Raw genomic sequence first — 23,984 nt, 5'->3', positions numbered from 1 at the left:
AATTCCCCCTGCAATCGCAGCGCAGGGTTTACGGTTACTTAATTTGCTTATTCAGACATTTATAGCTATATCATTTTCATACCGAAATAAACCCATACCTGCACAAATAATAAGGCTTACACATCGCAAATATATAAATAAACAACAGTTTCTTAAGTAAATAATTAGCTTCGCCCTGATGTTGCCACTTTTAATACTGGCGGGCATCGTTCGCGCTAAAGAAAGTAACGGTAAATCCTGTTTATTTAACAGTATTTTCGCCGGGAGCGCGCTCATCCCTTCAGAAACGATGGCCTTGATTGACACGCCGTAACCAATAACTCTGCTGGAGTAATAACTGTATGAGCCAAATATCTGTTATATCTAAATTAACTGGCGTGGAAACGACCACGGAAGGGACACAGATAACACTCGATAATTCCTCAATCGTTAAGCTTAATGTGGATCGAGCCGACATCGCAGATTACTCCCGCAGCGGAAACGATCTGGTGATTACCCTGCAATCGGGCGAAGTGATCACCCTGAAGAATTTTTTCGTCACGGATGCGCAGGGCGTGAGCCAACTGGTGCTCCAGGAAAGCGACGGTGCGCTGTGGTGGATTGACGATCCAACCGGTGCCGCTACCTATGAATCCATCGCCTCCACGGACGCGTTGCTGGCGGCATCCGGGAGCGACGCGGGCGGCGCAGCCGTATGGCCATGGGTGCTGGGCGGCCTGGCCGCCGCAGGCGGGATCGCCATTGCGGCAGGCTCCGGCGGCGGAGGCGGCGGGGACGACGATGACGATAACCCGAACCCCGGCAATCCGGGTCCGGGCAACCCTACCGAACCTGACACCACGCCACCGGACGCGCCAACCAACCTGCAATTCTCCCCGGACGGCAAAACCGTTACCGGCAGCGCCGAGCCTGGCAGTACCATCACGCTGAAGGATGCCGATGGCAACACGGTCGGGACAGGCAAGGCGGGCAGCGACGGGAAATTTACCATTGAGCTCGGTACGCCGCTCACTAACGGCGAAAAAATTACCGCCATCGCCACCGATCCGTCCGGAAACGCCAGCCAGGGCGGCCAGGTGACCGCGCCGGATCTGACCGCACCGGATGCGCCGGAGATCGTCACCGTTACCGACAGCGTGGGTACCGAAGCGGGCCCGCTGAGCAACGGACAGCGTACCGACGATGCACGCCCGACGTTCAGCGGCATCAGTGAAGCCGGTACCGTCATTACCTTCTACGACAACGGCAAACCGATCGGCACCGTCACGGCCGACGCCAGCGGGAAATGGAGCTTTACCCCAGCAACCAACCTGTCTGAAGGCAGCCACTCGATTACCACCACCGCAACCGATGCCGCAGGCAATATCAGCCCGCCGTCCACGGCGGTGACCTTAGTGGTTGATACGGTCGCGCCGGGCGCCCCGGCTATCACCGGCATTACCGATGATGTTGCGCCCAATACCGGCACGCTCGGGAGCGGAAGCACCACCAACGACCCGCGCCCACAGCTTACCGGTACGGCAGAAGCCGGCTCTACGATCACCATCTATGACAACGGCGTTGCCATTGGTACGGCTGTCGTCGGCAGCAACGGAAGCTGGAGCTTTACGCCGTCGGTGAACCTGAGCGAAGGCAGCCACCAGCTGACCGTACGCGCCACCGACGTGGCCGGAAACACCGGTCCGGCTTCGCCGGCCTTTACCGTGACGGTGGACGTCACCACCCCGGCAGCGCCGACAGGATTTATCGTTAACGACGATACCGGGGGGCTGAAAGGCGCGATTACCGCCGGGCAGTTTACCGACGAGTCGCAGCCCCGGCTGACGGGCAGAGGAGAACCCGGCAGCACCATCACGATTTACGATAACGGCGTTGCCATCGGCAGCACCACCGTTCTGCCTGACGGCACGTGGAGCATCACGCCAGCCGCTCCGCTGGCGGAGGGGCCACACTCGATCACCCTGCGCGAAACCGATGCGGCAGGAAACCAGAGCGGCATGTCTCAGCCGATCAGCTTCACCGTCGATCTCACGCCGCCTCCGCTGCCCGCAGCGACGATCAATTCCGCAGGCACGCAAATCACCGGTACCGCCGAGCCGGGCAGTAAAATCGTTATCACCAACAACAGTGGGCTGAAAATCGGCGAAGCTACCGCCGACAGCAACGGCAACTACGTCGCCAACCTGAACCCTGCGCAAACCAACGGCGAGATTATTTCCGTGGTCGCGTCCGATGCCGCAGGCAACCAGAGCCAGCCGGCCGTGGTTAACGCGGCGGATATCACCGCGCCTGCCGCGCCGGGCAACCTTGTGGTGGCAGAAAACGGTGGAAGCGTCAGCGGCACCGCCGAGCCAAACAGCACCATTACGATCAGGGCGCCGGACGGTACCATCATCGGCGAAGCCACCGCGGGGCCGGACGGCGCCTTCACCATCCCGATTTCCCCACCGCAGACCAACGGCGAAGCCCTTGAGGTGACGGCTACCGACGGCAGCGGCAACACCAGCCCGTCTGGCTATGCCGACGCGCCGGATACCACCGATCCGCTGGCCCCGGAAAACGTGGTGATTTCTCCCGACGGCACGACGGTAACCGGTACCGCCGAGCCGGGCAGCACCGTCACCATTCGTGAAAACGGCGTGAAGGTTGGTGAAGCAGTCGCGGACGATGAGGGTAATTTCAGCGTTGAGCTGATCCCGCCGAAAGCCAACGGCGAAGCGCTGACCGCGGATGCCACTGACGCCGCAGGCAACACCGGCCCGACCGCGCCGTTTGACGCGCCGGATATCACCGCGGCACAAACCCCGGTTATCACCGGCGTGGTGGATGATGCGCCCGGCGTCACCGGCTCCGTCAGCCAGAACGGTCTCACCAACGACAAAACCCCGACCATCAACGGAACGGGCGAGCCCGGCACCACGATCACCCTCTACAGCGGCACCGCTGAAATCGGCACCGCGGTGGTTGGGCCTGACGGCAAGTGGTCCATCACGCTGGAAGCGGATCTTCCCGACGGCGGGCACGTTCTGACGGCGACGGCGGTTGACGCCAACAATAACCTCAGCGGGACGTCAAACACCTGGAGCATCACGGTGGATACCTCCGCTCCGGCCGCCCCGGCGATTACCCAGGTCATTGATGACGTGCCGGACCGCACCGGGCCGCTGGACACCAATGGCACCACCAACGACACGCTCCCAACCCTGAGCGGAACCGGCGAGCCGGGCACCACCGTGACGATCCGCCTTGACGGACAGGATATCGGTACCGCTTCCGTTAACAGCGCCGGGGCATGGACCTTCACCCCAGACGAGCCATTAGAAGACGGTCAGCACACCTTCACCGTCATCGCGAGCGATGCGGCAGGCAACTCCAGCGCATCGTCCGGCGGCTTTACCCTTACCGTTGACACCACCCCGCCGCCGGCAGCCACGATTGGTGCCGTCTCCGACAACGTCGGTCCCGTGCAGCTTCCGCTCAACAGCGGAGACACCACCGATGACACCCTGCCGCAGCTGCAGGGCACCGCGCCGGAAGGTACCACCATCACTGTCTACGACGGTACAACCCTGCTCGGCACGGCCGTGCTTGACGGCAGCGGCGGCTGGAGCTTTACGCCCACCACGCCGCTGACGGACGGCCCGCACTCGCTGACGGTCCACGCCACCGATGCGGCGGGTAACACCACCATATCTCCACCGTTTGAGCTGGCGATTGACACCACCGCGCCCGCGACGCCGGGCATTCCTGACATCACCGTTAACCCGGACGGCAGCAACCCGGGCACGGCCCTGAACCCGGGTGAAACCACCCGCGACACCACGCCGACCCTGAGCGGCTCGGGTACGCCGGGGGATACGGTGAACATTTACGATGGCGGCACCAAAATTGGTGAAACAGAGATCGATGCCGACGGGAACTGGAGCTGGACGCCGGACGATCCGCTCCCTGACGGCACCTACGATCTCTCCCTGACGGTGACCAATCAGGACAGCGCGGGTAACGAAAGCGCCCCGTCCACGCCGGTAACCATCACCATTGACAGCGACGCGCCTGCCGCGCCGGGCGTTCCGGTGGTGACGGACAGCGTAAGCCAGATCACCGGCCCGGTGGCCGATGGCGGCTCCACCAACGATCCGCGTCCGGTCCTTAGCGGCACCGGCACGCCGAACGACGTGATCACCATCTATGACCAGGTGGGCACCGGCGAGCCGCAGGCCGTAGGCAGCGTTACTGTAGACGGTAACGGCAACTGGACCTGGCGTCCTGACGCCAACGTTGGTGAAGGGACGCACGAATACACGGCCACCGCTACCGATGAGGCGGGTAACGAATCGGCTCCATCGGCAGGCATTTCGATTACGGTAGATACCGTCGCGGCGGATACCCCGACCATCAGCGCCATCGGCGGCGCGCAGAACGGCGGCTCCACCAGCGACACCACGCCGACCATGAGCGGCACCGGCACCAGCGGTGAGACGGTAATCGTCTACAACAACGGCGTGGAGGTGGCGCGCGTTCCGATCGTTGATGGTGCATGGTCATACACCCTGCCGACGCAGACCGACGGCCCGCTGAACATCACCGTGGCGGCGGTAGACGGTGCGGGCAACCTCAGCCCAACCAGCCCGCTCTTTACGGTGACGGTTGATACCCAGGCGCCAACCGTGCCGCAAATTGACGCGTTGTCCGACAGCCAGCTGACGGATAACGTTCTCTATACCCGCGACGGCACGCCTACCCTCACCGGGATTGGCGAGCCTGGCTCAACCGTAACGGTTTCCGTTGACGGCACTCCGTCGCCGGTGGTCGTGGAGGTTCAGCCGGACGGGACATGGTCCTGGACCGCAGACCCCGCGCTGGCGGACGGGCCGCACACCTTCTCGGTTGCCGCGAGCGACGCGGCGGGGAATACCTCCGCCAGCTCCGGCGATCTCAGCGTGACGGTAGATACCCAGGCCCCGGCAGCGCCAGAGAACATCGCCATTGCCGCGCAGGGCACGCCGCTGACCGGTGAGGCGGAAGATGGCGTGACGGTGACGGTACTTGACGCTAACGGCAATATCATCGGGACCGGGGTCGCGACGGGAGGTAACTTCTCCATTGCCCTCTCCCCGGCCCAGCTGGATACGACCACACTTGAGATCACCGTCACGGACGCGGCAGGCAATAAAGGCCCGACAACCACCTTTGACGTGCCGGACTCCCCGCTCATTCTGCCAGCGGTACCGGTGATTACGGCGATCAACGACGACGTCGATCCGGTCACTGGGAATGTGAAGGACAAAACCACCAACGATACCCAGCCAACCCTTACCGGCACCGCCGATCCGGGCAGCGTCATCGCCATTTATCAGGATGGGGTGCTGGTTCCGCTGACCAGCGTTGTTGCGGATGCAGACGGCAACTGGAGCTACACGCCGCTGCTGCCGCTCGCGGAAGGCTCACACACCTTTGAAGTGACCGCCACGAATATCACCACCGGCGCCACCAGCGGCCGCTCGCCGGTCGCCTCCGTCACCGTCGACCTCACCGATCCGACCGCACCAGCCATCGGTGCGGTGACCGATGACGTAGGCCCGGTCACCGGCCCAATCGCTGACGGGCAGAGCACCAACGACAACCGTCCTACCCTGACCGGGACAGGCACGGCCGGGGACACCATTACGGTGTACGATGACGGCGACCCGCTGGGCACCGTTGTTGTCGGTCCGACCGGCACCTGGAGCTATACGCCGCCAGCGCTGGACGACGGCAGCCACACGCTCACCGTGACGGCCACCGACCCGGCAGGCAATGAGAGCGCCCAGTCGGCCGGGATCACCATCGTTGTCGACACCGTTTCCACCACGCCGGTAATTACCAGCGTGACGGATAACGCAGGGAATGCGGCAACGCCTGTCCCAAGCGGCGATCCGACCAACGACGCCACGCCAACCCTGACCGGTACCGCAGAGCCGAACAGCGTCGTCGCCATTTTTGACGGCACCACGCAGATTGGCACCGTGGCAGCGGACGGAACCGGGGCCTGGACATTTACCCCAGAAACCGCACTCGGCGAAGGAACGCATAGCTTTACCGTCAGAGCGACCGATCCGCAGGGCAACGTCAGCCAGCCGTCCAACGCCTGGAGCGTCGAAATCGATCTTACCGCGCCACAAGTGCCGACGATCGCTACGGTCAGCGACAACGCCCCGGGTGGCGTAACCGGCCCGCTTACCGCCGGACAGGTCACCAATGACGCCACGCCAACCCTCAGCGGTACCGGCCAGGCGGGTACCACCATTCACGTGCTGAACAACGGCGTGGAGATTGGTACCGCCACGGTTGACGGCAGCGGCAACTGGACCTTTACGCCGGATCCGATCCTCCCGGACGGGACTTACAGCCTGCGCGTCAACGCCAGCGATGACGTTGGAAACGTGTCTGCCAACTCTCCGGTGTTCGCCTTTACGGTCGATACCACCGGCCCGGCGGCACCGGTCGTGACCTCGGTGATTGACGATGCCGCGCCGGGTACCGGAACCATCGTCACCGACGGCTCCACGAACGATACCCGTCCTACCTTCACCGGCACCGGCGAAGTGGGCTCAACGGTACACGTGATTGTCGATGATGTGGAAATCGGCACGGCGGTGGTCAACGCCCAGGGCACCTGGACCTTTACGCCGACCACCGAACTGGGCGAAGGGCCGCACGCCATTACCTTTAACGCCACCGATGCCGCAGGCAATACCGGACCAACGTCGCCAGCGTTCAACCTGACGGTGGATACGTCAGTGCCCGAGGCGCCGGCCTTTACCCCGGCCACCGACGATGTCGGTACCGTGCTGGGCCCGGTCGCCTCCGGGCAGAGCACGGACGACACCACGCCAACGCTGAACGGCACCGCGGCGGCCAACGCGACCATCACCATTTATGAAAGCGGTCGTGAAGTGGGTACCGCCGTGGCGGACGCAAACGGCGTCTGGAGCTTTACCCCCGGCACGCTGGCAAACGGCAGCCACACCTGGACCGCCACGGCAACCGACGCCGCGGGCAACGTCAGCCCTGCCTCACCGGGCTTCACGCTGGTTGTTGATACCGCCGCGCCCGTCGCGCCTGTTATCACCCAGGCAATTGACGATGTCGGTACCGTCACGGGAGCGATCGGTGCCGGGCAGGCCACGAACGATACCCAGCCTCGACTGGTGGGAACCAGCGAACCGCTGGCAACGGTGAATATCTATGAGGGCACCACGCTGGTAGGCACCGGTACGGCCGATGCCAACGGCAACTGGACCGTCGATATCACCGCGCCGCTGGGCGACGGGCCACACACCTTTACCGCAGAAGTAACGGACCAGGCGGGCAACACCAGCGATCCGTCCGCCAGCTTCAGCCTGACCGTTGATACCGCGCCGCCTGCGCTGCCGGTGCTGACCAGCATTACCGATGACGTCGGTAATGCCGCAACGCCGATCGCCAGCGGCGGGTTAACCAACGATGCCCGACCAACGCTGACCGGCACGGCGGAAGCCGGGGCGACGGTAACCATCTTTGACAATGGCGTACAGATTGGCACCGCTGTCGCCACCGGCGGCGCGTGGACGTTCACGCCGTCGACGCCGCTGGCTGACGGCCCGCATAACCTGACCTTCTCCGCCACCGACGCGGTGGGCAACGCCAGCGCGCAGACCGGGGGGTACACCATCAACGTGGACGCCACGGCCCCTGTCGCACCGGCCATCACCTCGATTGTGGATGATGTGGGCAGCATCACCGGCCCGGTAACCGGCACCAACCCAACCAACGACGCGCGTCCGACGCTAAACGGTACGGCGGAAGCCAATTCCACCGTGCGCATTTACGACGGCACGACGCTGATTGGAACGGTGACCGCCGACGCCAACGGCAGCTGGACGCTGCCGCAGACCACGGTACTGGCCCAAGGACCGCATAACCTCACCGTGACCGCCACCGACGCCGCGGGCAATACCAGCGCGCCGTCGCCGGTTATTACGCTGAACGTCGACCTGACGCCACCACCTGCGCCAGCCGGTCTGGCGGTGATCGCCAACGGTACGCTGGTTACCGGTACGGCGGAAGCTGGCAGTACCGTCACCATCACCACCAGCACCGGAACGGTGCTCGGTACGGCCGTCGCGGACGGTAGCGGAAGCTTCAGCGCCACCATCAATCCGCCGCAAAACGGCGGGGAATCGCTGATTGTCTATGCGACGGATAAGGCCGGGAACGCGGGCGTGACGACCTCGGTGATTGCGCCGATCACGACCATTCCTGACGCCCCGGTTATCGCCACCATCAACGATAACGTCGGCACGGTTACCGGCAACCTGACCAACGGCAAAACCACCGACGACACTACGCCAACCCTGAGCGGCACGGCGCAGCCGAACGCGACCATCACCCTGTACAACAACGGGGTAGTGATGGGTACGGTCACCGCGGACGTCAACGGCAGCTGGAGCTTCACCACGCCAGCGCTGAGTGAAGGCCCGCATGCCTTCACCGCCACGGCGGGCAACGGTTCAGGCACCAGCCCGATCTCAACCCCGACCACCGTCATTGTCGATCTCACTGCGCCAGCGGCCCCGACCGGGACCTTCAACGCGGACGGCAGCGTCCTGACCGGCAGCGCCGAAGCGGGCAGCACCGTCACCATCCGCCTGGCGGACAATTCAACGGTCACCGCCACGGCGGACAGCAACGGTACCTGGAGCTACACCTTCCTCAATAAACAGACGGAAGGTCAGACGCTGCAGATCACCGCTACCGATCCGGCAGGCAACGTCTCGCTGCCGGGCTCAGCCCTGGCGCCGATCGTGCCGCTGTCGGCCAGCACCAACGTCGAAGAGCTGGCGCTCACCACCACCGCCACGGTGACCAATTCGCAGTACAGCGACTACGGTTTCCTGCTGGTGGGTGCGGTGGGTAACGTGCTGACGCTGCTCGGCAACGACACCGCGCAGGTTGGTTTCACCGTTGGCAGCGGCGGCAGCGCGGATATTGCCGTGAACGCCAACGCCACGGGTGCCGTGCTCTCCCTGCTCAATACCCTTGAGCTGGTGGTGCAGCGCTTCGACGCCGCCAACAATACCTGGACCACCGTGGTCGATACCGGGCAGCCGCAGTTCGCTGACCTGCTGACACTCGGCGCCACTGGCGTATCGCTGAACCTGGCCGGGCTGGCGAACGGCCAGTATCGCGTTCTGAGCTATAACACCAACCTGCTGGCAACCGGCTCCTACACCAGCCTCGACGTGGCGGTGAAGGAGACCAGCGCGGGCACCGTGTCCGGCGATACCAGCCTTGCCGGTAACGTGATCACCGACGTGGATCCGACCGCAGGCAGCGACAATGCCCCGGCGGGCACCACCGTCACCGCGGTCACCAACGCCCAGGGCACCACCACCAGCGTCACGGCTGACGGCACGGTGATTCAGGGGCTGTACGGTACGCTGACCATCAACCTGGACGGCAGCTATACCTACAACCTGACCAACACCAGCGCCGCGGTCATTGGCCGCACGGAGAACTTCACCTACACCATCACCCATAACGGCACCAGCGCCTCGGCAAATCTGGTGCTCTCCCTGGGCGACGGAACCACCAGCAGCAGCATCGTGGCCGTGGACGATACCGCCTCGCTGACCTTCGATACCACCGTCGAGGCCATCAACAACGGCGCGTCTTCGCAGGGCGGCTTTACCCTGGTGGGCATCAACCTTGGCAATACGCTCGGGCTGAACCTGCTGGACGATCTGGCTAACCCGATCATCTACACCGTCGAGGAAGGCACCACCCGCACCATGACCGTTCAGGCGTCCGTTGGCGGCGTGGCGCTGGCCTCGGTGTTCGACCTCTACATCTATAAGTTCAACAATGCGACGCAGACCTTCGAGCAGATGCGCGTTGAACCGGGCTGGCTGCGCGCGCCGCTGCTGGGCGGGACCTCACCGCAGCTGACGCTGAATCTGCCGGCGGGCGAGTACCTGTTCCTGCTGAATACGGCGGCGGGGATCACCGCGCTGACGGCCTACACGCTCAACGTGCTGCAGGATCATGTCTACAGCGTGGCAAGCGTGAGCGAGACCACCACCGGGGACGTGCTGTCGGATGATGTTGCGCCAGCAGGCACCCTGGTCACGCAGGTTAACGGCGTGGCGGTGAACGGCAGCGGCCTGACGCAGATCACCGGCGAGTACGGTACGCTGAGCATCAACGCCGCCGGGGAGTACACCTATACCCTGAAGAGCGGCGTCGGCGCTGACCAAATCAGCACGCCGGATACCTTCGTCTACACCATCACCGCGCCTGACGGTTCGAAAGACACGGCATCGCTGAACATCACCCCAACCGCGCGCCCAATGGACGCGGTGAACGATGTCAGCTCGGTGATGGACGTGAACTCGGTACACCGCACCGCCGCGTACTCGGATACCACGGTCGGGTCGGCGAGCTGGAACGCCGCGCTGCTCTCCTCAACGCAGGGCAGCGGCACCGGTACCTTCGTGGTGGATGCCAATACCGCGCTGCACAACGTGGTCCTGACGTTTAACGTCGCCTCGCTGCTGTCGCTTGGCGGATTAACGGTTGACTGGACGCTGACCAACGGCACCACCACCATCCGAAACGGCTCGTTCAACGGCGGGCTGCTGCTGGGTGGCAGGGCCACCATCAACCTGACGGGTCTCGACCTGGAAGCGGGGACCTATACCCTGAACTACACCGGCAAAATGGGGCCGCTGGCGGCAGGAAATATCACCATCACCCCAAGCGTGACCGGCACCAGCTATTCGCTGTCGCAGTTCGACGCCACGGGCACCCACACCGTTGACGGCAATATCTTTGACGGCACCGGCTCCGCGGGCGCGATGGACCAGCTGCACTCGGTGGATACCCGCGTGAGCATTACCGGCTACGACGGCGTGACCACAACGCTCGATCCGTACAGCGGCAGCACGCAGGTCAACATCACGGGCCACTACGGCACGCTGGCGATTGCCGCCGACGGCAGTTACACCTACACGCTCAACCCGGGGATATCGTTCTCGTCCATCACCAGCAAGGAGGTCTTTAACTACACCCTGACCGACGCCAATGGCACCAAAGATACCGCGTCGCTAACCATCAACATGGCGCCGAAATTTGTCAGTTCGGAGCATAACGATCTGATTAGCGGCACGGCCTACGGCGACACCCTGATTTATCAGGTGTTGAACAATACGGCGGGTAACGCGACGGGGGGCAACATCACCAGCGCCGGAGGCGACCACTGGACGAACTTCTCCCTGGCGCAGGGAGACAAGATCGACATTGGCGATCTGCTGGTGGGCTGGAACGGTAGCGCGTCGACGCTTGGGAACTATGTCTCTGTTTCACAAAGCGGTGGCAATACTGTGATCTCCATCGACCGTGACGGCACGGGAGCCGCCTACACTAAATCTACGCTCGTTACGCTTGATAACGTTCAGACCACCTACGACGAGCTTGTTAACCAACAACACATCATTACCTGATAGCACGTGCAGTAAATGACCCGGGCGCGCAGCGCCCGGGCATAAACAATAAAGCAGTACTCTTTTATTAGGGACAAGACATGGGAAAGAAGATGCCTTACTGGTGGCTCTCGTGCTGCCTGATATCTGTGCCCGCTATCGCGGCAAATCCTGCGGCGATGATTAATACCGGACAATTAAGCGAAACGCAGGAACTCCCCTCGTTAAATGGCCGCGTGGCGCCCGTTGCCAGCAAAGCCGCCCCCGGCACGCTACGGCTGGACGACGCCGTTAACCGCGCCGTGAGCTGGCATCCTGCCATCAGTGAAGCCGTCGGCAAACTCTATCAACAGAGCGAAAACGTGGACCTCGCTAAATCGAAATACTATCCGCAGATTAACGCCGGCATGGATAACGGCTATACCCACGACGGTGACGACAACGGTTTTACCCCGTCGCTGGTGCTTTCCCTTTCGCAAATGCTCTACGACTTCGGCAAAGTCGCAAGCCAGGTGCGCGCCGAAAACGCGGGCGTCGCCCAGCAGCAGGCCAACGTGCTGGTGAGCATCGACACCATCGCCCACGATACCGCCATCGCCATGGTGCAGGTTCAGACCTGGCAGCAGATGGTGGGTACCGCCAAAGAGCAGCTGGATGCCCTGACCTCCATCGGCTCGCTGACGAAGCTGCGCAATGACGAAGGGGCCACGTCGCTCTCTGACGTCGTGCAGACCGATGCCCGTATCGAAGGCGCGCGCGCGCAGCTGATGCAGTATCAGGCCAGCCTCGACAGCTCTCGCGCCACGCTGATGAGCATGCTGGGCTGGGACAGCCTGAACGCGGTCAGCAATGAATTTCCGCAAAGTCTGGCCCGCAGCTGCGATATCGCCGAGCCGGACGATCGCCTGGTGCCCTCGGTTTTAGCGGCCTGGGCGCAGGCCAACGTCGCGCAGGCCAATCTCGACTATGCCAACGCGCAGATGACCCCTACCGTCTCGCTGGAGCCGGAAGTCCGCCACTATCTTAACGACCGCTACTCCGGCAACGAAACGCGGGACCGCACCCAGTACTCCGCGTGGGTAAAAGTGCAGATGCCGCTCTATCAGGGCGGCGGCCTCACCGCCCGGCGCAACGCTGCCGGACACGCGGTTGAATCGGCCCAGTCCGCCATCCAGCGCACGCGTCTCGACGTGCGGCAAAAGCTGCTTGAGGCGCGCAGCCAGGTGATGAGCCTGATGAGCACGCTACAGATCCAGGGACGTCAGGAAGCGCTCAGCGCCCGCACCCGCGAGCTGTATCAGCAGCAGTATCTCGACCTCGGCTCCCGTCCGCTGCTCGACGTGCTCAACGCCGAGCAGGAGGTTTATCAGGCACGCTTCACCCAGCAGCAAACCGCCGGACAGCTGCATCAGCTTCAGCTGAACTGCCTCTACCAGACCGGGCGTCTGCGTCACGCGTTCGATCTTGAAAACCGCACCATCCAGACCGTGGAGATCCAGCCATGAAGCAACGCGATATCCCGCAGGGTGAAAACATGACGGATGAGGCGCTGGAGCAGTGGGCGCAGGCGTTTGGCTACGTGGCGACACGCTATCGCGTTGCCTGCTCGCCGGGCTCGCTGATCGCGGGCGCGCCGTGGCTGAAGGGCAAGCCGATGGTCCCCGCGCTGACCCAGCTCGCCCGCGAAGCCGGACTGACGTTTCAGCTGCTGACGGCCGATCAGCAGTCTATTAACAGCTGGCGGCTGCCGGTGGTGGTGGAGCTGAGCGACGGAAAGATCGGCGTGATCGACAATTTCGACGGCGAAGACACGCTTGAGGTCAGCTTCTTCGACGACAAAATGCACACCAACCGCCTGTCGATGAGCGCGATGTTGCCCGCCATCCGCCACGTTATTGCCCTGCGGCCGCTGGCGGCGCTGAAGGACAGCCGCGTGGATGCCTATATCTCAAAATACCGCCCGGACTGGCTCTACCGGCTGGTAATGCGCGACCTGCGTCCCTACAGCTGGGTAATGCTGGCGGCGCTGTTTATCAACGTGCTTTCCCTGTCGGGGATTGTGTTTTCCATGCAGGTGTATGACCGGGTGATCCCCGCCCAGTCCTACCCGACGCTCTACGTGCTGACCATCGGGGTGCTGATCGCCACGCTGTTCGGCTTTGTGCTGCGCGTCGCGCGCGGGCACATTATGGATCTGCTGGGCAAACGCTCGGATCTGCGCGTGTCGGATCGCGTGTTCGGCCATGCGCTACGGCTGCGCCACAGCGCCATTCCGCGATCCACCGGCAGCTTTATCTCCCAGCTGCGCGAGCTGGAGCAGATCCGCGAGATGGTCACCTCCTCCACAATTTCCACCATCGTCGATCTGCCGTTCTTTATCCTGTTTGTGATAGTGCTTGCGATCATCGCGCCGCAGCTGGCGTGGATCGCCCCGGTGGCGGCGGTGATCATGGTCCTGCCCGGCCTGCTGCTACAGAAGAAGCTGGCGGAGCTGGCGAAGCAGTCGGCGCATGAATCGACCCTGCGCAACGCGGTGCTGGTGGAGAGCGTGCAGGGGCTGGAGGACATCAAGCTGATGCAGGCGGAAAACCGCTTTTTGCAGCAGTGGAACAGCTATATCCAGATCACCGCGGAATCCGGCCTGCGCACCCGCGAGCTGACGCAGAACCTGATCAGCTGGGGGATGACGATTCAGAGCCTGGTCTACGCCGGGGTGATCGTGGTAGGTGCCCCGATGGTCATCGACGGGACCTTAACCACCGGTTCGGTGGTGGCCGCCTCAATGCTGGCCTCGCGAATGATCGCCCCGATGGCGACGCTGTGCGGCGTGCTGGCCCGCTGGCAGCAGGTCAAGGCCGCCAAAGAGGGGCTGGACAGCATTATGCAGCTGCCGACGGAGAACCAGCGCGAAGAGACGCCGATCCGTCAGGACGTGCTGCGCGGCCACTATCTTTTCGAGCAGGCGCAGTTCCGCTATCACCCGGAAGATCCGCGCATGGCGCTGCGCATTAACCGTCTGGAGATCAGGCCGGGCGAGAAAGTGGCGATCCTCGGGCGTAACGGCGCGGGCAAATCCACCCTGCTCCAGGCGATGGCGGGCGGCATGGATCTTGCCGGCGGCGAGCTGCGGCTGGATAACCTCAGCCTGCCGCATCTGGACGTGGCGGACGTGCGGCGAAACGTCGGCTTTATGACCCAGAACGCGCGGCTGTTTTACGGCACCCTGCGCGAGAACATCACGCTCGGGATGCCCCGCGCCACCGATGAAGAGATCTTCGAGGTGCTGGAGATGTGCGGCGCGGCCAGCTTTGTGCAGAAGCTGCCGAAGGGGCTGGATTACCCGATTATGGAGAACGGCGTGGGGCTGTCCGGCGGGCAGCGGCAGTCCATTCTGCTGGCGCGAATGCTGCTGCGCGATCCGAATATCGTGCTGATGGATGAACCGACCGCCTCCCTGGATGAACACACCGAGCGGGAGTTTATTCAGCGTCTCGGAGCCTGGCTCGGCAACCGCACGCTGGTGGTTGCAACCCACCGCGTGCCGGTGCTGGATCTGGTAGAGCGCGTGGTGGTGCTCAAAGACGGGATGCTGGTAATGGATGCGCCAAAAGCGCAGGCGCTGAACAACAGCCGAATGCAGCAACAGCAGCAGGCAACCGGACGGGAGTGGAAAAATGAAAATCAGTCAGCGTGACGTTGCCGCGGTGGACGATCTGGATAACGCGCTCGACTCCGAAAGCGGTTATACCGGCGCCCGGCGCATTGTTTTTTTCTCCCTGCTGATGTTTGTGGTGCTGGGCGTCTGGGCGTGGTTTGGGGTGCTGGACGAAGTCTCAACCGGGACCGGTAAAGTGATCCCCAGCTCGCGCGAGCAGGTGCTGCAGTCCCTGGACGGGGGGATCCTCACCGAGCTGAACGTGCACGAAGGCGATCAGGTGCAGGCCGGACAGGTGCTGGCGCGGCTTGATCCAACCCGCTCGGAATCTAACGTTGGCGAAAGCGCGGCGCGCTACCGCGCGTCGCTGGCCTCCAGCGCCCGTCTGTACGCTGAGGTGAACGATCTGCCGCTGAAGTTCCCGCCTTCGCTGGAGAAATGGACCGACCTGACCGCCGCCGAAACGCGGCTCTACAACTCGCGGCGCGCGCAGCTGGAGGACACGCAGCGTGAGCTGCGCTCCGCCCTGGCGCTCGCCAATAAGGAACTGGCAATCACCCAGCGGCTGGTGAAAACCGGGGCCGCCAGCCACGTGGAAGTGCTGCGCCTGCAGCGCCAGAAAAGCGACCTGGAGCTGAAGCTCACCGACGTGCGTTCCCAGTATTACGTGCAGGCCCGGGAAGCGCTGTCGAAGGCCAACGCCGAGGTGGATATGGTGTCGGCGATCCTGAAAGGCCGCGAGGATTCCGTCACCCGCCTGACGGTGAAATCCCCGGTGCGCGGGATCGTGAAAAACATCAAGGTCACCACCATCGGCGGCGTGATCCCGCCCAACGGCGAGCTGATGGAGATTGTGCCGGTGGACGATCACCTGCTGATTGAAACCCGCCTTTCGCCGCGCGATATCGCCTTTATCCATCCAAATCAGGAGGCGCTGGTGAAGATCACCGCCTACGATTACGCCATTTACGGCGGGCTGCACGGGGTGGTGGAGACCATTTCGCCGGACACCATTCAGGACGAAGCCAAGCCGGAGGTGTTCTATTATCGGGTGTTTATTCGTACCAGCCAGGATTATCTGGTGAACAAAGCCGGCAGGCACTTCTCAATTGTGCCGGGGATGATCGCGACGGTAGATATCAAGACCGGGGAGAAAACGGTGCTGGACTATCTGATTAAGCCGTTTAACAGGGCGAAGGAGGCGCTGAGAGAGCGGTAGTCAAACACCGGGTGGCGGCTACGCTCCCTCTCCCTGTGGGAGAGGAATATTCAAAATCACCGACCATAATTTAATCGCAAAATCATTATAAGTTAATGATTAACAAGTTAATTTAACAGTTGTGCAATTCCAAGTGAATGCATACGATTTCAACGTAACAGTACCCACAACAACACCCGCTGTTATGCAAATTGTATGCACCACTTATGCAAAAGGAGAAAGCAACGATACGGTTAAATGATAGTGCGATCGGCGGACTACGCGCAAAAAATTCAGCTTACTATGTTTTCCGTGACGACGGTACAAGGGGAGCCGGACGGTTAGGTATCAAAATTTTCCCTTCAGGACGTAAATCTTTCGTTTATCGTTTTCAGGCTGGCGGCAAACGTAAGTTTAAAACCCTGGGAGACTGGCCTCATTTCATGCTCGAACAGGCGACACAACGTTATGCTGAACTGGCAGGTATGGCGCACCCTTAGAACAGTTAATCAAACTAAAGCTGTTTACTGGCGACGAAATAGCAAATGAAATTACATCTGTGCAGATCACACGCTGCATACAGCACTGGACAAAGCAAGATTTTATGTTCAGAGCAAAGGAAGTAAGAAATAAATTTCATGCGCTGTATGAGTAGGGTGTTGTAGCTGATAACGATCCCATGAACGATTCAGTTTCTAACGGGATGCAGTTTCAGATTTCTCAAAATCCTGTCCGGAATGTTCATAATTTCAAAGCGGGAACACCCGGAGAGCGTTATCTCGATTTTAAAGAATTGCAAAATTTGTTAACCCTACTTGCAAATGAAAAATACGTACTACCAACGGATGTGCATGCTTTAATTGAGCTGGGTATCTATACATGTGGGCAGCGTCCATCTGAGTTATGTCACTTACAAAAAAGCAGGTTTAACCTGGAACAAAATAAAATTGTTCTGGCTAAAGAACTCTCAAAAACAGGGTTCGGAACAATTATATTTGTATGTGACAAAGCGAAACAAATTCTGGACGAACAAGCGTCGCGATATCCAGAAAGTGATTACTTGTTTCCTAATGTTAACTATGAAGAACAACTGAAGATATACAACAAAAATTAAGGGAAGTTCCGTTATCAGTATTGAAAAGCCAACAGTTGTCCTTAATAGTAATGCATGGAAGAAGCATATGAAGGATTTTACCAGAAGGCATTTTGACAAACCATTCACGATGCGAGATTTACGCCGTACATTTAAAACTCTGTCTGGCATGCTGCATTTTACTGAAAATGAACGTGACATTGTAAACCAGTATGTAAACAAAAAAAATCAGTAAAGAACATTATTATTAATATGATTATCTCATTGAGAAACGCGAAACAACTGAAAAATGGGTAAGGGCTATAAGTTTATTATTATCAGTTGACGGGCTTAGAGAAATTGAAAAGATAGTCGAGAACCAAAAATCTCTCTGAATCATTTGCGTGATGATTATTAATGGAACACCAATTTATGGCCTGAATTTTAATGAAAAAATCCAAGCTTTTTTTATTGTTAGTGTGATCGTTACCACATTATTAAATAATGGAAATGTGTGACGCTCAGCTTTTAATGAAAGGAGATGAATCACGCATGTATTTTTTTCAGGAAGATAAAACCATCCATCAATATATATGCCAACATAAATTATGGGTCCTTGGACGTGTTGTTGATTTATATAACAGAAATACAAATAAACAAGAACAAATGTTAGAGCCTCTCTGGAGGAAATACCATGAAGGATTGGAAGGGATCATGGTGGCACGGAAGGGTGATAAGTATATTTGTGGTGCGGATAAAAAAGTTTATCATATCGCAGGAGGTATCCCCAATTATTTTATATATGGTGTTCAGGCAGCCGGAACTGCACATAGCAAGGGAACGTGTCCCTGCAAATGCTATTTTATAAACTCTTTTAGTGATTGCATTTACGGATTTGAATCTGAAGCTATTAAAAGTTCTGTGAGTGCTACCCGGCTCACTTCCCCGGTACACTCAAAATCATCACCAGCACCAAAACCTGTTGCCCCAGTTACAGAACCTGCTGAAGCGCCTACAGTACGGCAGGAGGAGCGTGAACCCGCAGACGCAGGGTTTTGCGTACTGCCCTATGGCGCGACTCCCTCATCTTATGAACCGTATCTTTTCACTACGCCGCCAGCGGGAGCACGAGAACTCTATTCTCAACTGAATCCAGAAATGAAGAAAAAGCCTGGCTCAATATTAATCGTGGTCGATCCTGAAAAGCAGGAACCAGAACAGGTTGAGACGCTACAGCGAGCAAGAGACAGAATTGATGCTGCATTAGAACCTTTGACTGTTCAGGAAGCAAAGTTATTGCATGATAATAGAGGGGCTGTAGATGCATTTTCATATCAGCTTTTTGCCGATAATTTAGGTAAAGCTGGCGATGGATTAGGCTATATCAGTGAAATAGGAAAAAGTTATTACGAAGAAATCAAAAGAATTTTAGTAGAAATTGAGGATTTATATAAAAATACTTACAACCGCAATAACGGTGTTATTTCAGGTCAAGAGTTTTTTGGTCAACGAGCAAGATTGTTCAAACAACTAGATCTGGTTTTAACTAAATTTTCCAAAGCACAGTTAAATTTAGGTGAATATCAGAGTATTAAAAGAGCATTAGGCTTATCAACTAGCTCTATAATTCACCGCTGGGATAGAACAGGCGTTGATAACATAGAAGGATATGCGTCATATATTGAAAAATCAGCCAAACTTATGAAGATAATGAAAACTGTTGGCTATGTAGGAATAGGTTTAGATTTTGCAAGTTACACTTCAAATGTCTATGATGCATGTTCTAAGGGGCGTGAGAGTGAATGTCGTAAAGCAGCTATTACTGAATATAGTAAATTTGGGTTTAAGCAAATTGGAAGTGCTGCTGTTGGTGGTGCAAGTGGATGGGCTGCCCGCGGAGCTTGTATGTGGATCTTGGGGATAGCAACTTCTGAGGTAGGTGCAGTAGGCGCTGGCCTATGTTTAATTACAGGGGTTGGAGCTTCGATGGGAGCAGCTAAACTAGTTGAAGGAGGAGCTGAAGATTTAGGTAAATCTTTTGGAGGGGAAATTCTTTATGAAAAACTTTTTAAATAACAATCCACATTTTATTGTTTTTCTAGTGGCATTTTCTATGTTTGGCATGTTATTAATCATGATAATTTCATTTATTAATAAGATAGCCTACAGGAAAATCGTTTCGCTTTATACTGACAAATATTCACGATTGCCAATAACAGCAGCATTAGCAAAAGAGGCAAGTTTAATAGCAACGCCAGGTGCATATTTTGCAAAGATCGGATTTATTATGGAAACATTAATGTTACCATATAATAAAATTTCTAATCATGATATGACAAAAGAGCAATATGATTACATTAATAGTTTGCCAAAAAAATTGACTATTGGTTTTAAAATAGAAGCAGTATTATGGATTATTTCCATACCAGCAATGATAGTAGGTTTTACTTTACATGCAATTTATAATTAAAAAAAGGGACTCAATAGAGTCCCTTTTAATTGTTTTTCGGGATTATTTCAGCGCCCCATATACCTGAACAACAATCCATCCATATGTTGCCGCTGGCAATAAACCACTGACAAATACATTAAGATACACAGCAGGATTCGCTACTGGTGAATGTGGCCTGTTACCGAGTATAACGATAGCCATATTGTTAACCGGATCTATAGCTGTCAGTGTACCTGTCCATCCTGTATGGCCGTATGTCAGAGGGCTTGCCAGCATACCGAACGTTGGCGTCATCGAGGCAGTAGCATTGATGCGCCAGCCAGGCCAAACGTAACGTCTTCTGACGAGCCAGAAGGTCGCCAGGCGGAGCTAGAGGTGTATATGTTTGCCGCACTGCGCGAGGGAAAAATTTGTAGCATTCATGAAGCCACGCGGGCGACTGGCGGCGATCCCTCTGACCGCGCGCTTGCCCACGCAACGCAATAAGTTCATCCAGCAGGCGAACAGCGCATAGCGGCAGATGCCGCTATGCGCATTCTGTTACAGCGATTTTTTCAAACGTCGAACCGCTTCTTTCAGCTGTTCATCCGTTGGCGTGACAAACGACATACGCAGCGTCGCGCGATCCGGCTCGTTGCAGTAGAAGAACTCACCCGGCACGAACACCACCCCGTTGCTCAGGGTTGTTTCCAGCCATTTCGTCGTATTCATACCGTTGTTCATTTTCGCCCACAGGAACATGCCGCCCTTCGGCTTGTGGAACGTCATCACATCGCCCAGCTCCGCCTCCAGTTCGCCGGCAAAGGTCTGGTACTTCTGGCGATAGGCCTCGCGGATCGTCTGAATCTGTCCCGCCAGACGACCGGTTTTCAGGTACTCGTACGTCATCAGCTGCGACAGCGTGCTGGTGTGCAGATCGGTGGTTTGCTTGAGGTTCACCACCGCGCGCTTCAGCCACTCCGGCACCAGCACCCAGCCCACGCGGGTACCCGGGGCAAGAATTTTCGAGAAGGTCGAGGTGTACACCACGTTATCTTCATTGCCGATATCTTTCGCATGGGCAATCAGCGGGCGGAACACGTCGTCGGTGTAATTAATTTCGCTGTAGGGATCGTCTTCGATAATCACAAAATCATAGCGCTTCGATAATTCAACCAGCTGCTTGCGCCGCGCTTCGGAGAGCGTCACCCCGCCAGGGTTACCGAAGGTGGGCACGATATAAACCGCTTTGATGGTTTTGGCCGCCACCAGCGCTTCGAGCTCGTCCACCTTCATGCCGTCGCCGTCGGTACCAACGGATTCAAAATTCGCCTGCGCCAGGCCAAAGACCTGCAGCGCGGCGAGATAGGTTGGACGCTCGACGACAACGGTATCGCCAGGGTTAATTAACGCACGCGCCAGCACGTCAAGGGACTGCTGTGAGCCGGACGTAATGACCACGTCATCGGCTTTACAGGCAATGCCGCGCCCCTCGCAGATGCGCTGAATTTCTTCGCGCAGCCCCGGTACGCCTTCCGTCAGGCCATACTGGAACGCCTCGCCAAAATGCTGGGATAACACAGCATCCGCGGCGATTTTCAGCCCTTCGCGATCGAACAGATCGGGATTGGGAATACCGCCACCGAGCGAAATCACGCCCGCCATTTTGCTATGCTTTAATAATTCACGGATGGCAGAGGATTGCAGGCCCTGCGCGCTGCTGGCGAGTTTGTTTGCAGACATGCTTTGATTACCTTCTTTTTTTATATTGTGCCCAATCTTAGCAGAATATGAGCAATAAATTCCGTTAGCTTCGGAAGGGGACGCAAATCCTGACGCCACAGTAAATGCACCGGCCTCGGCGCGGGCGTAAACGGCTCCATCACCCGAACCAGCCTGCCGCTTGCCAGCTCCTCCGCCACCAGCACCTCCGGTTGCAGCAGCAGCCCCGCCCCGGCGCGCGCCGCCATGCGTAAGCCGTAGCCGTCGTTGCACCTTAAGACGGCATCGCGCTTCCAGCGCACCTCCCCTTCCACGCCCGGCAGCCGCCATTCATTGCGCGCGGTCCATACCGTGTGGGAAAGGCAGAGATGATCCACCAGATCGGCAGGCGTTTGCGGCGTACCGTGACGCGCCAGATAGTCCGGCGACGCGCAAATCACCATGCTGTAGGGGCACAGGTATTTCGCCACCAGATCGTCATTGCGAATGTCCCCAATGCGAATGGCCAGATCGACCCCCTCCTCCACCAGATCCACCATCCGGTTGGTGAGATCCAGCTCGATGCGCACCGCCGGGTAACGCTGCAGAAACGAGGCGGTCAGGGGCGCGATAACGCAGCCGCCAAACGACGTGGGTGCCGTAACGCGCAGGGTTCCGGCAGGCGTGGCGCGCAGCCGCTCCACGGCGCTTTCGGCAGCCGAGACCTGCTCCAGCACCCGCCTTGCCTCTTCAAAATAGACGCGCCCGGCATCCGTCAGGCTCTGGCGGCGGGTATTTCGCTCCAGCAGCCGCGTGCCGAGCTGCGCTTCCAGCTGCGCAATGTACTTCCCGACCATCACCGCCGACACCTCCAGCCGTGCCGCCGCGCCGGTGAAGCTGCCGCTTTCCACCACCGCGATAAACGTCTCCATGCCGCGAAGCTTATCCATATTCCGAACCTCTGGTTAGCAATCATCTAACTTTAGCCCAGTTTATCTGACTTTTTCTTTAGTAAAGAATGAAGGCTCACACCTAAAAGGAGTCTGCTATGAAAATTGTCATTATTGGAGCCAGCGGTACCGTCGGTCGTGCCGTAACGGAAGCGTTAAGCCTTCGCCACGAGACGATCCGCGTGGGCCGCACGCAGGGCGAGCATCAGGTGGATATCACCTCTCAGGAGAGCGTGCAGGCGCTGTTCGACAGTATCGGCCCGGTGGACGCCATCGTCTCCGCCAGCGGAGGGGTGCACTTCGGCCCGCTCGCGACCATGAAGGACAGCGATTTCAGTCAGGGATTGCAGGATAAGCTGCTGGGGCAGGTTCGCCTGGCGCTGACCGGCCAGCATTATCTGAACGAGGGCGGCTCGATCACGCTGATTAGCGGGATTGTGGCGGACGAGCCGATTGCCCAGGGGGTCAATGCCGCCACGGTAAACGCTGCCCTGGAAGGGTTTGTGCGCGCCGCCGCCTGCGAACTGCCGCGCGGGATCCGCATCAACCTGATAAGCCCGACGGTGCTGACCGAATCCGCCGAAGCGTATGACGGATTCTTCCCGGGCTTTGAAAGCGTCCCCGCCGCGAGCGTGGCGCAGGCCTACCGCCGCAGCGTGGAAGGGGTGCAGACCGGGCGGGTGTATAAGGTGGGTTACTGAGCCTTACGGGCGGAGATCAGCACCAGCATCGGACGTTCAGCCTCTTCAGCCAGCGCGGGCCAGGCCTCAATTTGCGCCTGCGTTGGCCCCCACTCGTTGACTTCGCCTATCGTTAATCCCGCCTTAATCAGCGCGTTAAGCGTGGTGCCCAGCGTGCGGTGATACTTGATAACCCCGTCTGCAAGCCAGTTGCTGACGCGCCGGCCCTCGTCCTGATAGTGGTTCACGCCCCAGAAGCGCTCGCCGCTGTCGTCGGTCAGCCAGCCCTGACGGGTGGCGCAGGTATAAATCGGGTGCTCCATGGAGAAGACCAGACTGCCGCCGGGCTTGAGCGCGCCCTGAACCTTAGCAAAGAGGGTGTCCAGCTCCGGCAGATAGTGCAGCGCCAGAGAGCTATAGACCAGATCGAAGCTGTTTTCGTTGAGCGTCAGCGATTCCAGATCGCTACGCTGATAAACAATCCCGCCATCGTGGGTCAGCCCGGCAGCGCGGGCGAGCATCTTTTCGGAGATATCAACGCCGGTTACCGCAGAAGCACCCAGCTCACGCGCCGCGCGGCAGAACCAGCCGTAGCCACAGCCGAGATCGATGACCGATTTGCCGTGTAAATCCGGCAGCATACTTTTCAGAGCGGGCCACTCCGGCGCGCCGTCCAGACCCTGCACCGAGCGCGGCAGCTGAGCGTAGCCTTCGAAAAATGCCGGATTGTCGTAAATGTTCTGTGCCATGACGGACTCCTTTATCGCAACTGGGGCGAGGGTAAAACACCCCTCGC

12 protein-coding genes and 1 pseudogene are annotated in these 23,984 nt (G+C 58.7%); 9 read left to right on the top strand and 4 right to left on the bottom strand.

The window, feature by feature from the left end:
• The first annotated feature begins 341 nt into the window (after positions 1-341).
• The 8 genes from IM304_RS15100 (at position 342) to IM304_RS15065 (ending at position 19,896) form a co-directional block, all read left to right on the top strand.
• Positions 342-11,522, top strand: coding sequence for a BapA/Bap/LapF family large adhesin (locus tag IM304_RS15100; RefSeq protein WP_193356668.1), 11,181 nt, complete (start codon positions 342-344; stop codon positions 11,520-11,522).
• An 80-nt stretch (positions 11,523-11,602) separates the two neighbouring features.
• Positions 11,603-13,006: a TolC family outer membrane protein gene (locus IM304_RS15095; RefSeq protein WP_193356669.1), complete on the top strand. Its 1,404-nt coding sequence runs from the start codon at positions 11,603-11,605 to the stop codon at positions 13,004-13,006.
• The gene (locus tag IM304_RS15090; protein ID WP_148421425.1) at positions 13,003-15,195 is read left to right on the top strand and encodes a type I secretion system permease/ATPase; all 2,193 of its coding nucleotides are present in this window, start codon (positions 13,003-13,005) and stop codon (positions 15,193-15,195) included. Before IM304_RS15095 ends, IM304_RS15090 begins: the two co-directional genes overlap by 4 nt.
• Positions 15,176-16,375, top strand: coding sequence for an HlyD family efflux transporter periplasmic adaptor subunit (locus IM304_RS15085; protein WP_227009795.1), 1,200 nt, complete (start codon positions 15,176-15,178; stop codon positions 16,373-16,375). The genes IM304_RS15090 and IM304_RS15085 overlap by 20 nt, the downstream gene beginning before the upstream one ends.
• A 206-nt stretch (positions 16,376-16,581) precedes the next feature.
• On the top strand, positions 16,582-16,854 hold the full coding sequence (locus tag IM304_RS15080; RefSeq protein ID WP_193356670.1) for an Arm DNA-binding domain-containing protein: 273 nt from the start codon (positions 16,582-16,584) through the stop codon (positions 16,852-16,854).
• Between the two features lie 179 nt (positions 16,855-17,033).
• Entirely contained in the window at positions 17,034-17,468 is a 435-nt protein-coding gene (locus IM304_RS15075; protein ID WP_193356671.1) for a tyrosine-type recombinase/integrase, read from the top strand.
• Positions 17,469-17,978: 510 nt separating this feature from the next.
• Positions 17,979-19,502: a hypothetical protein gene (locus IM304_RS22300; RefSeq protein ID WP_227009796.1), complete on the top strand. Its 1,524-nt coding sequence runs from the start codon at positions 17,979-17,981 to the stop codon at positions 19,500-19,502.
• Positions 19,483-19,896, top strand: coding sequence for a hypothetical protein (locus tag IM304_RS15065; protein WP_193356672.1), 414 nt, complete (start codon positions 19,483-19,485; stop codon positions 19,894-19,896). Before IM304_RS22300 ends, IM304_RS15065 begins: the two co-directional genes overlap by 20 nt.
• A gap of 42 nt (positions 19,897-19,938) precedes the next feature.
• Here IM304_RS15065 and IM304_RS15060 read toward each other — a convergent pair.
• The 3 genes and pseudogenes from IM304_RS15060 to IM304_RS15050 all read right to left on the bottom strand — a co-directional run.
• Positions 19,939-20,225, bottom strand: a pseudogene (locus IM304_RS15060) (serine hydrolase); the annotation flags it as partial.
• A 193-nt stretch (positions 20,226-20,418) separates the two neighbouring features.
• A complete protein-coding gene (locus IM304_RS15055) occupies positions 20,419-21,600 on the bottom strand; it encodes a PLP-dependent aminotransferase family protein (RefSeq protein ID WP_148421415.1) in 1,182 nt (393 codons plus the stop codon).
• A gap of 20 nt (positions 21,601-21,620) precedes the next feature.
• Positions 21,621-22,508: a LysR family transcriptional regulator gene (locus IM304_RS15050; RefSeq protein ID WP_176609670.1), complete on the bottom strand. Its 888-nt coding sequence runs from the start codon at positions 22,506-22,508 to the stop codon at positions 21,621-21,623.
• A gap of 98 nt (positions 22,509-22,606) precedes the next feature.
• On the opposite strand from IM304_RS15050, the gene IM304_RS15045 reads away from it, so the two are divergent.
• Positions 22,607-23,209, top strand: a complete 603-nt coding sequence (locus IM304_RS15045) for a short chain dehydrogenase (RefSeq protein WP_193356673.1) — start codon at positions 22,607-22,609, stop codon at positions 23,207-23,209.
• On the opposite strand, the gene IM304_RS15040 is transcribed toward IM304_RS15045, so the two are convergent.
• Entirely contained in the window at positions 23,203-23,937 is a 735-nt protein-coding gene (locus tag IM304_RS15040; RefSeq protein WP_193356674.1) for a bifunctional 2-polyprenyl-6-hydroxyphenol methylase/3-demethylubiquinol 3-O-methyltransferase UbiG, read from the bottom strand. The genes IM304_RS15045 and IM304_RS15040 overlap by 7 nt on opposite strands.
• Between the last annotated feature and the right edge of the window lie 47 nt (positions 23,938-23,984).

Origin of the sequence: Enterobacter cloacae complex sp. P40C2, from assembly GCF_014930695.1 — a bacterium.
In the GTDB taxonomy this organism is placed as follows: Bacteria; Pseudomonadota; Gammaproteobacteria; order Enterobacterales; family Enterobacteriaceae; genus Enterobacter; species Enterobacter pasteurii.
Note: the sequence above shows the minus strand (reverse complement) of the source record. Positions and strands in the feature narration are given on the sequence as shown.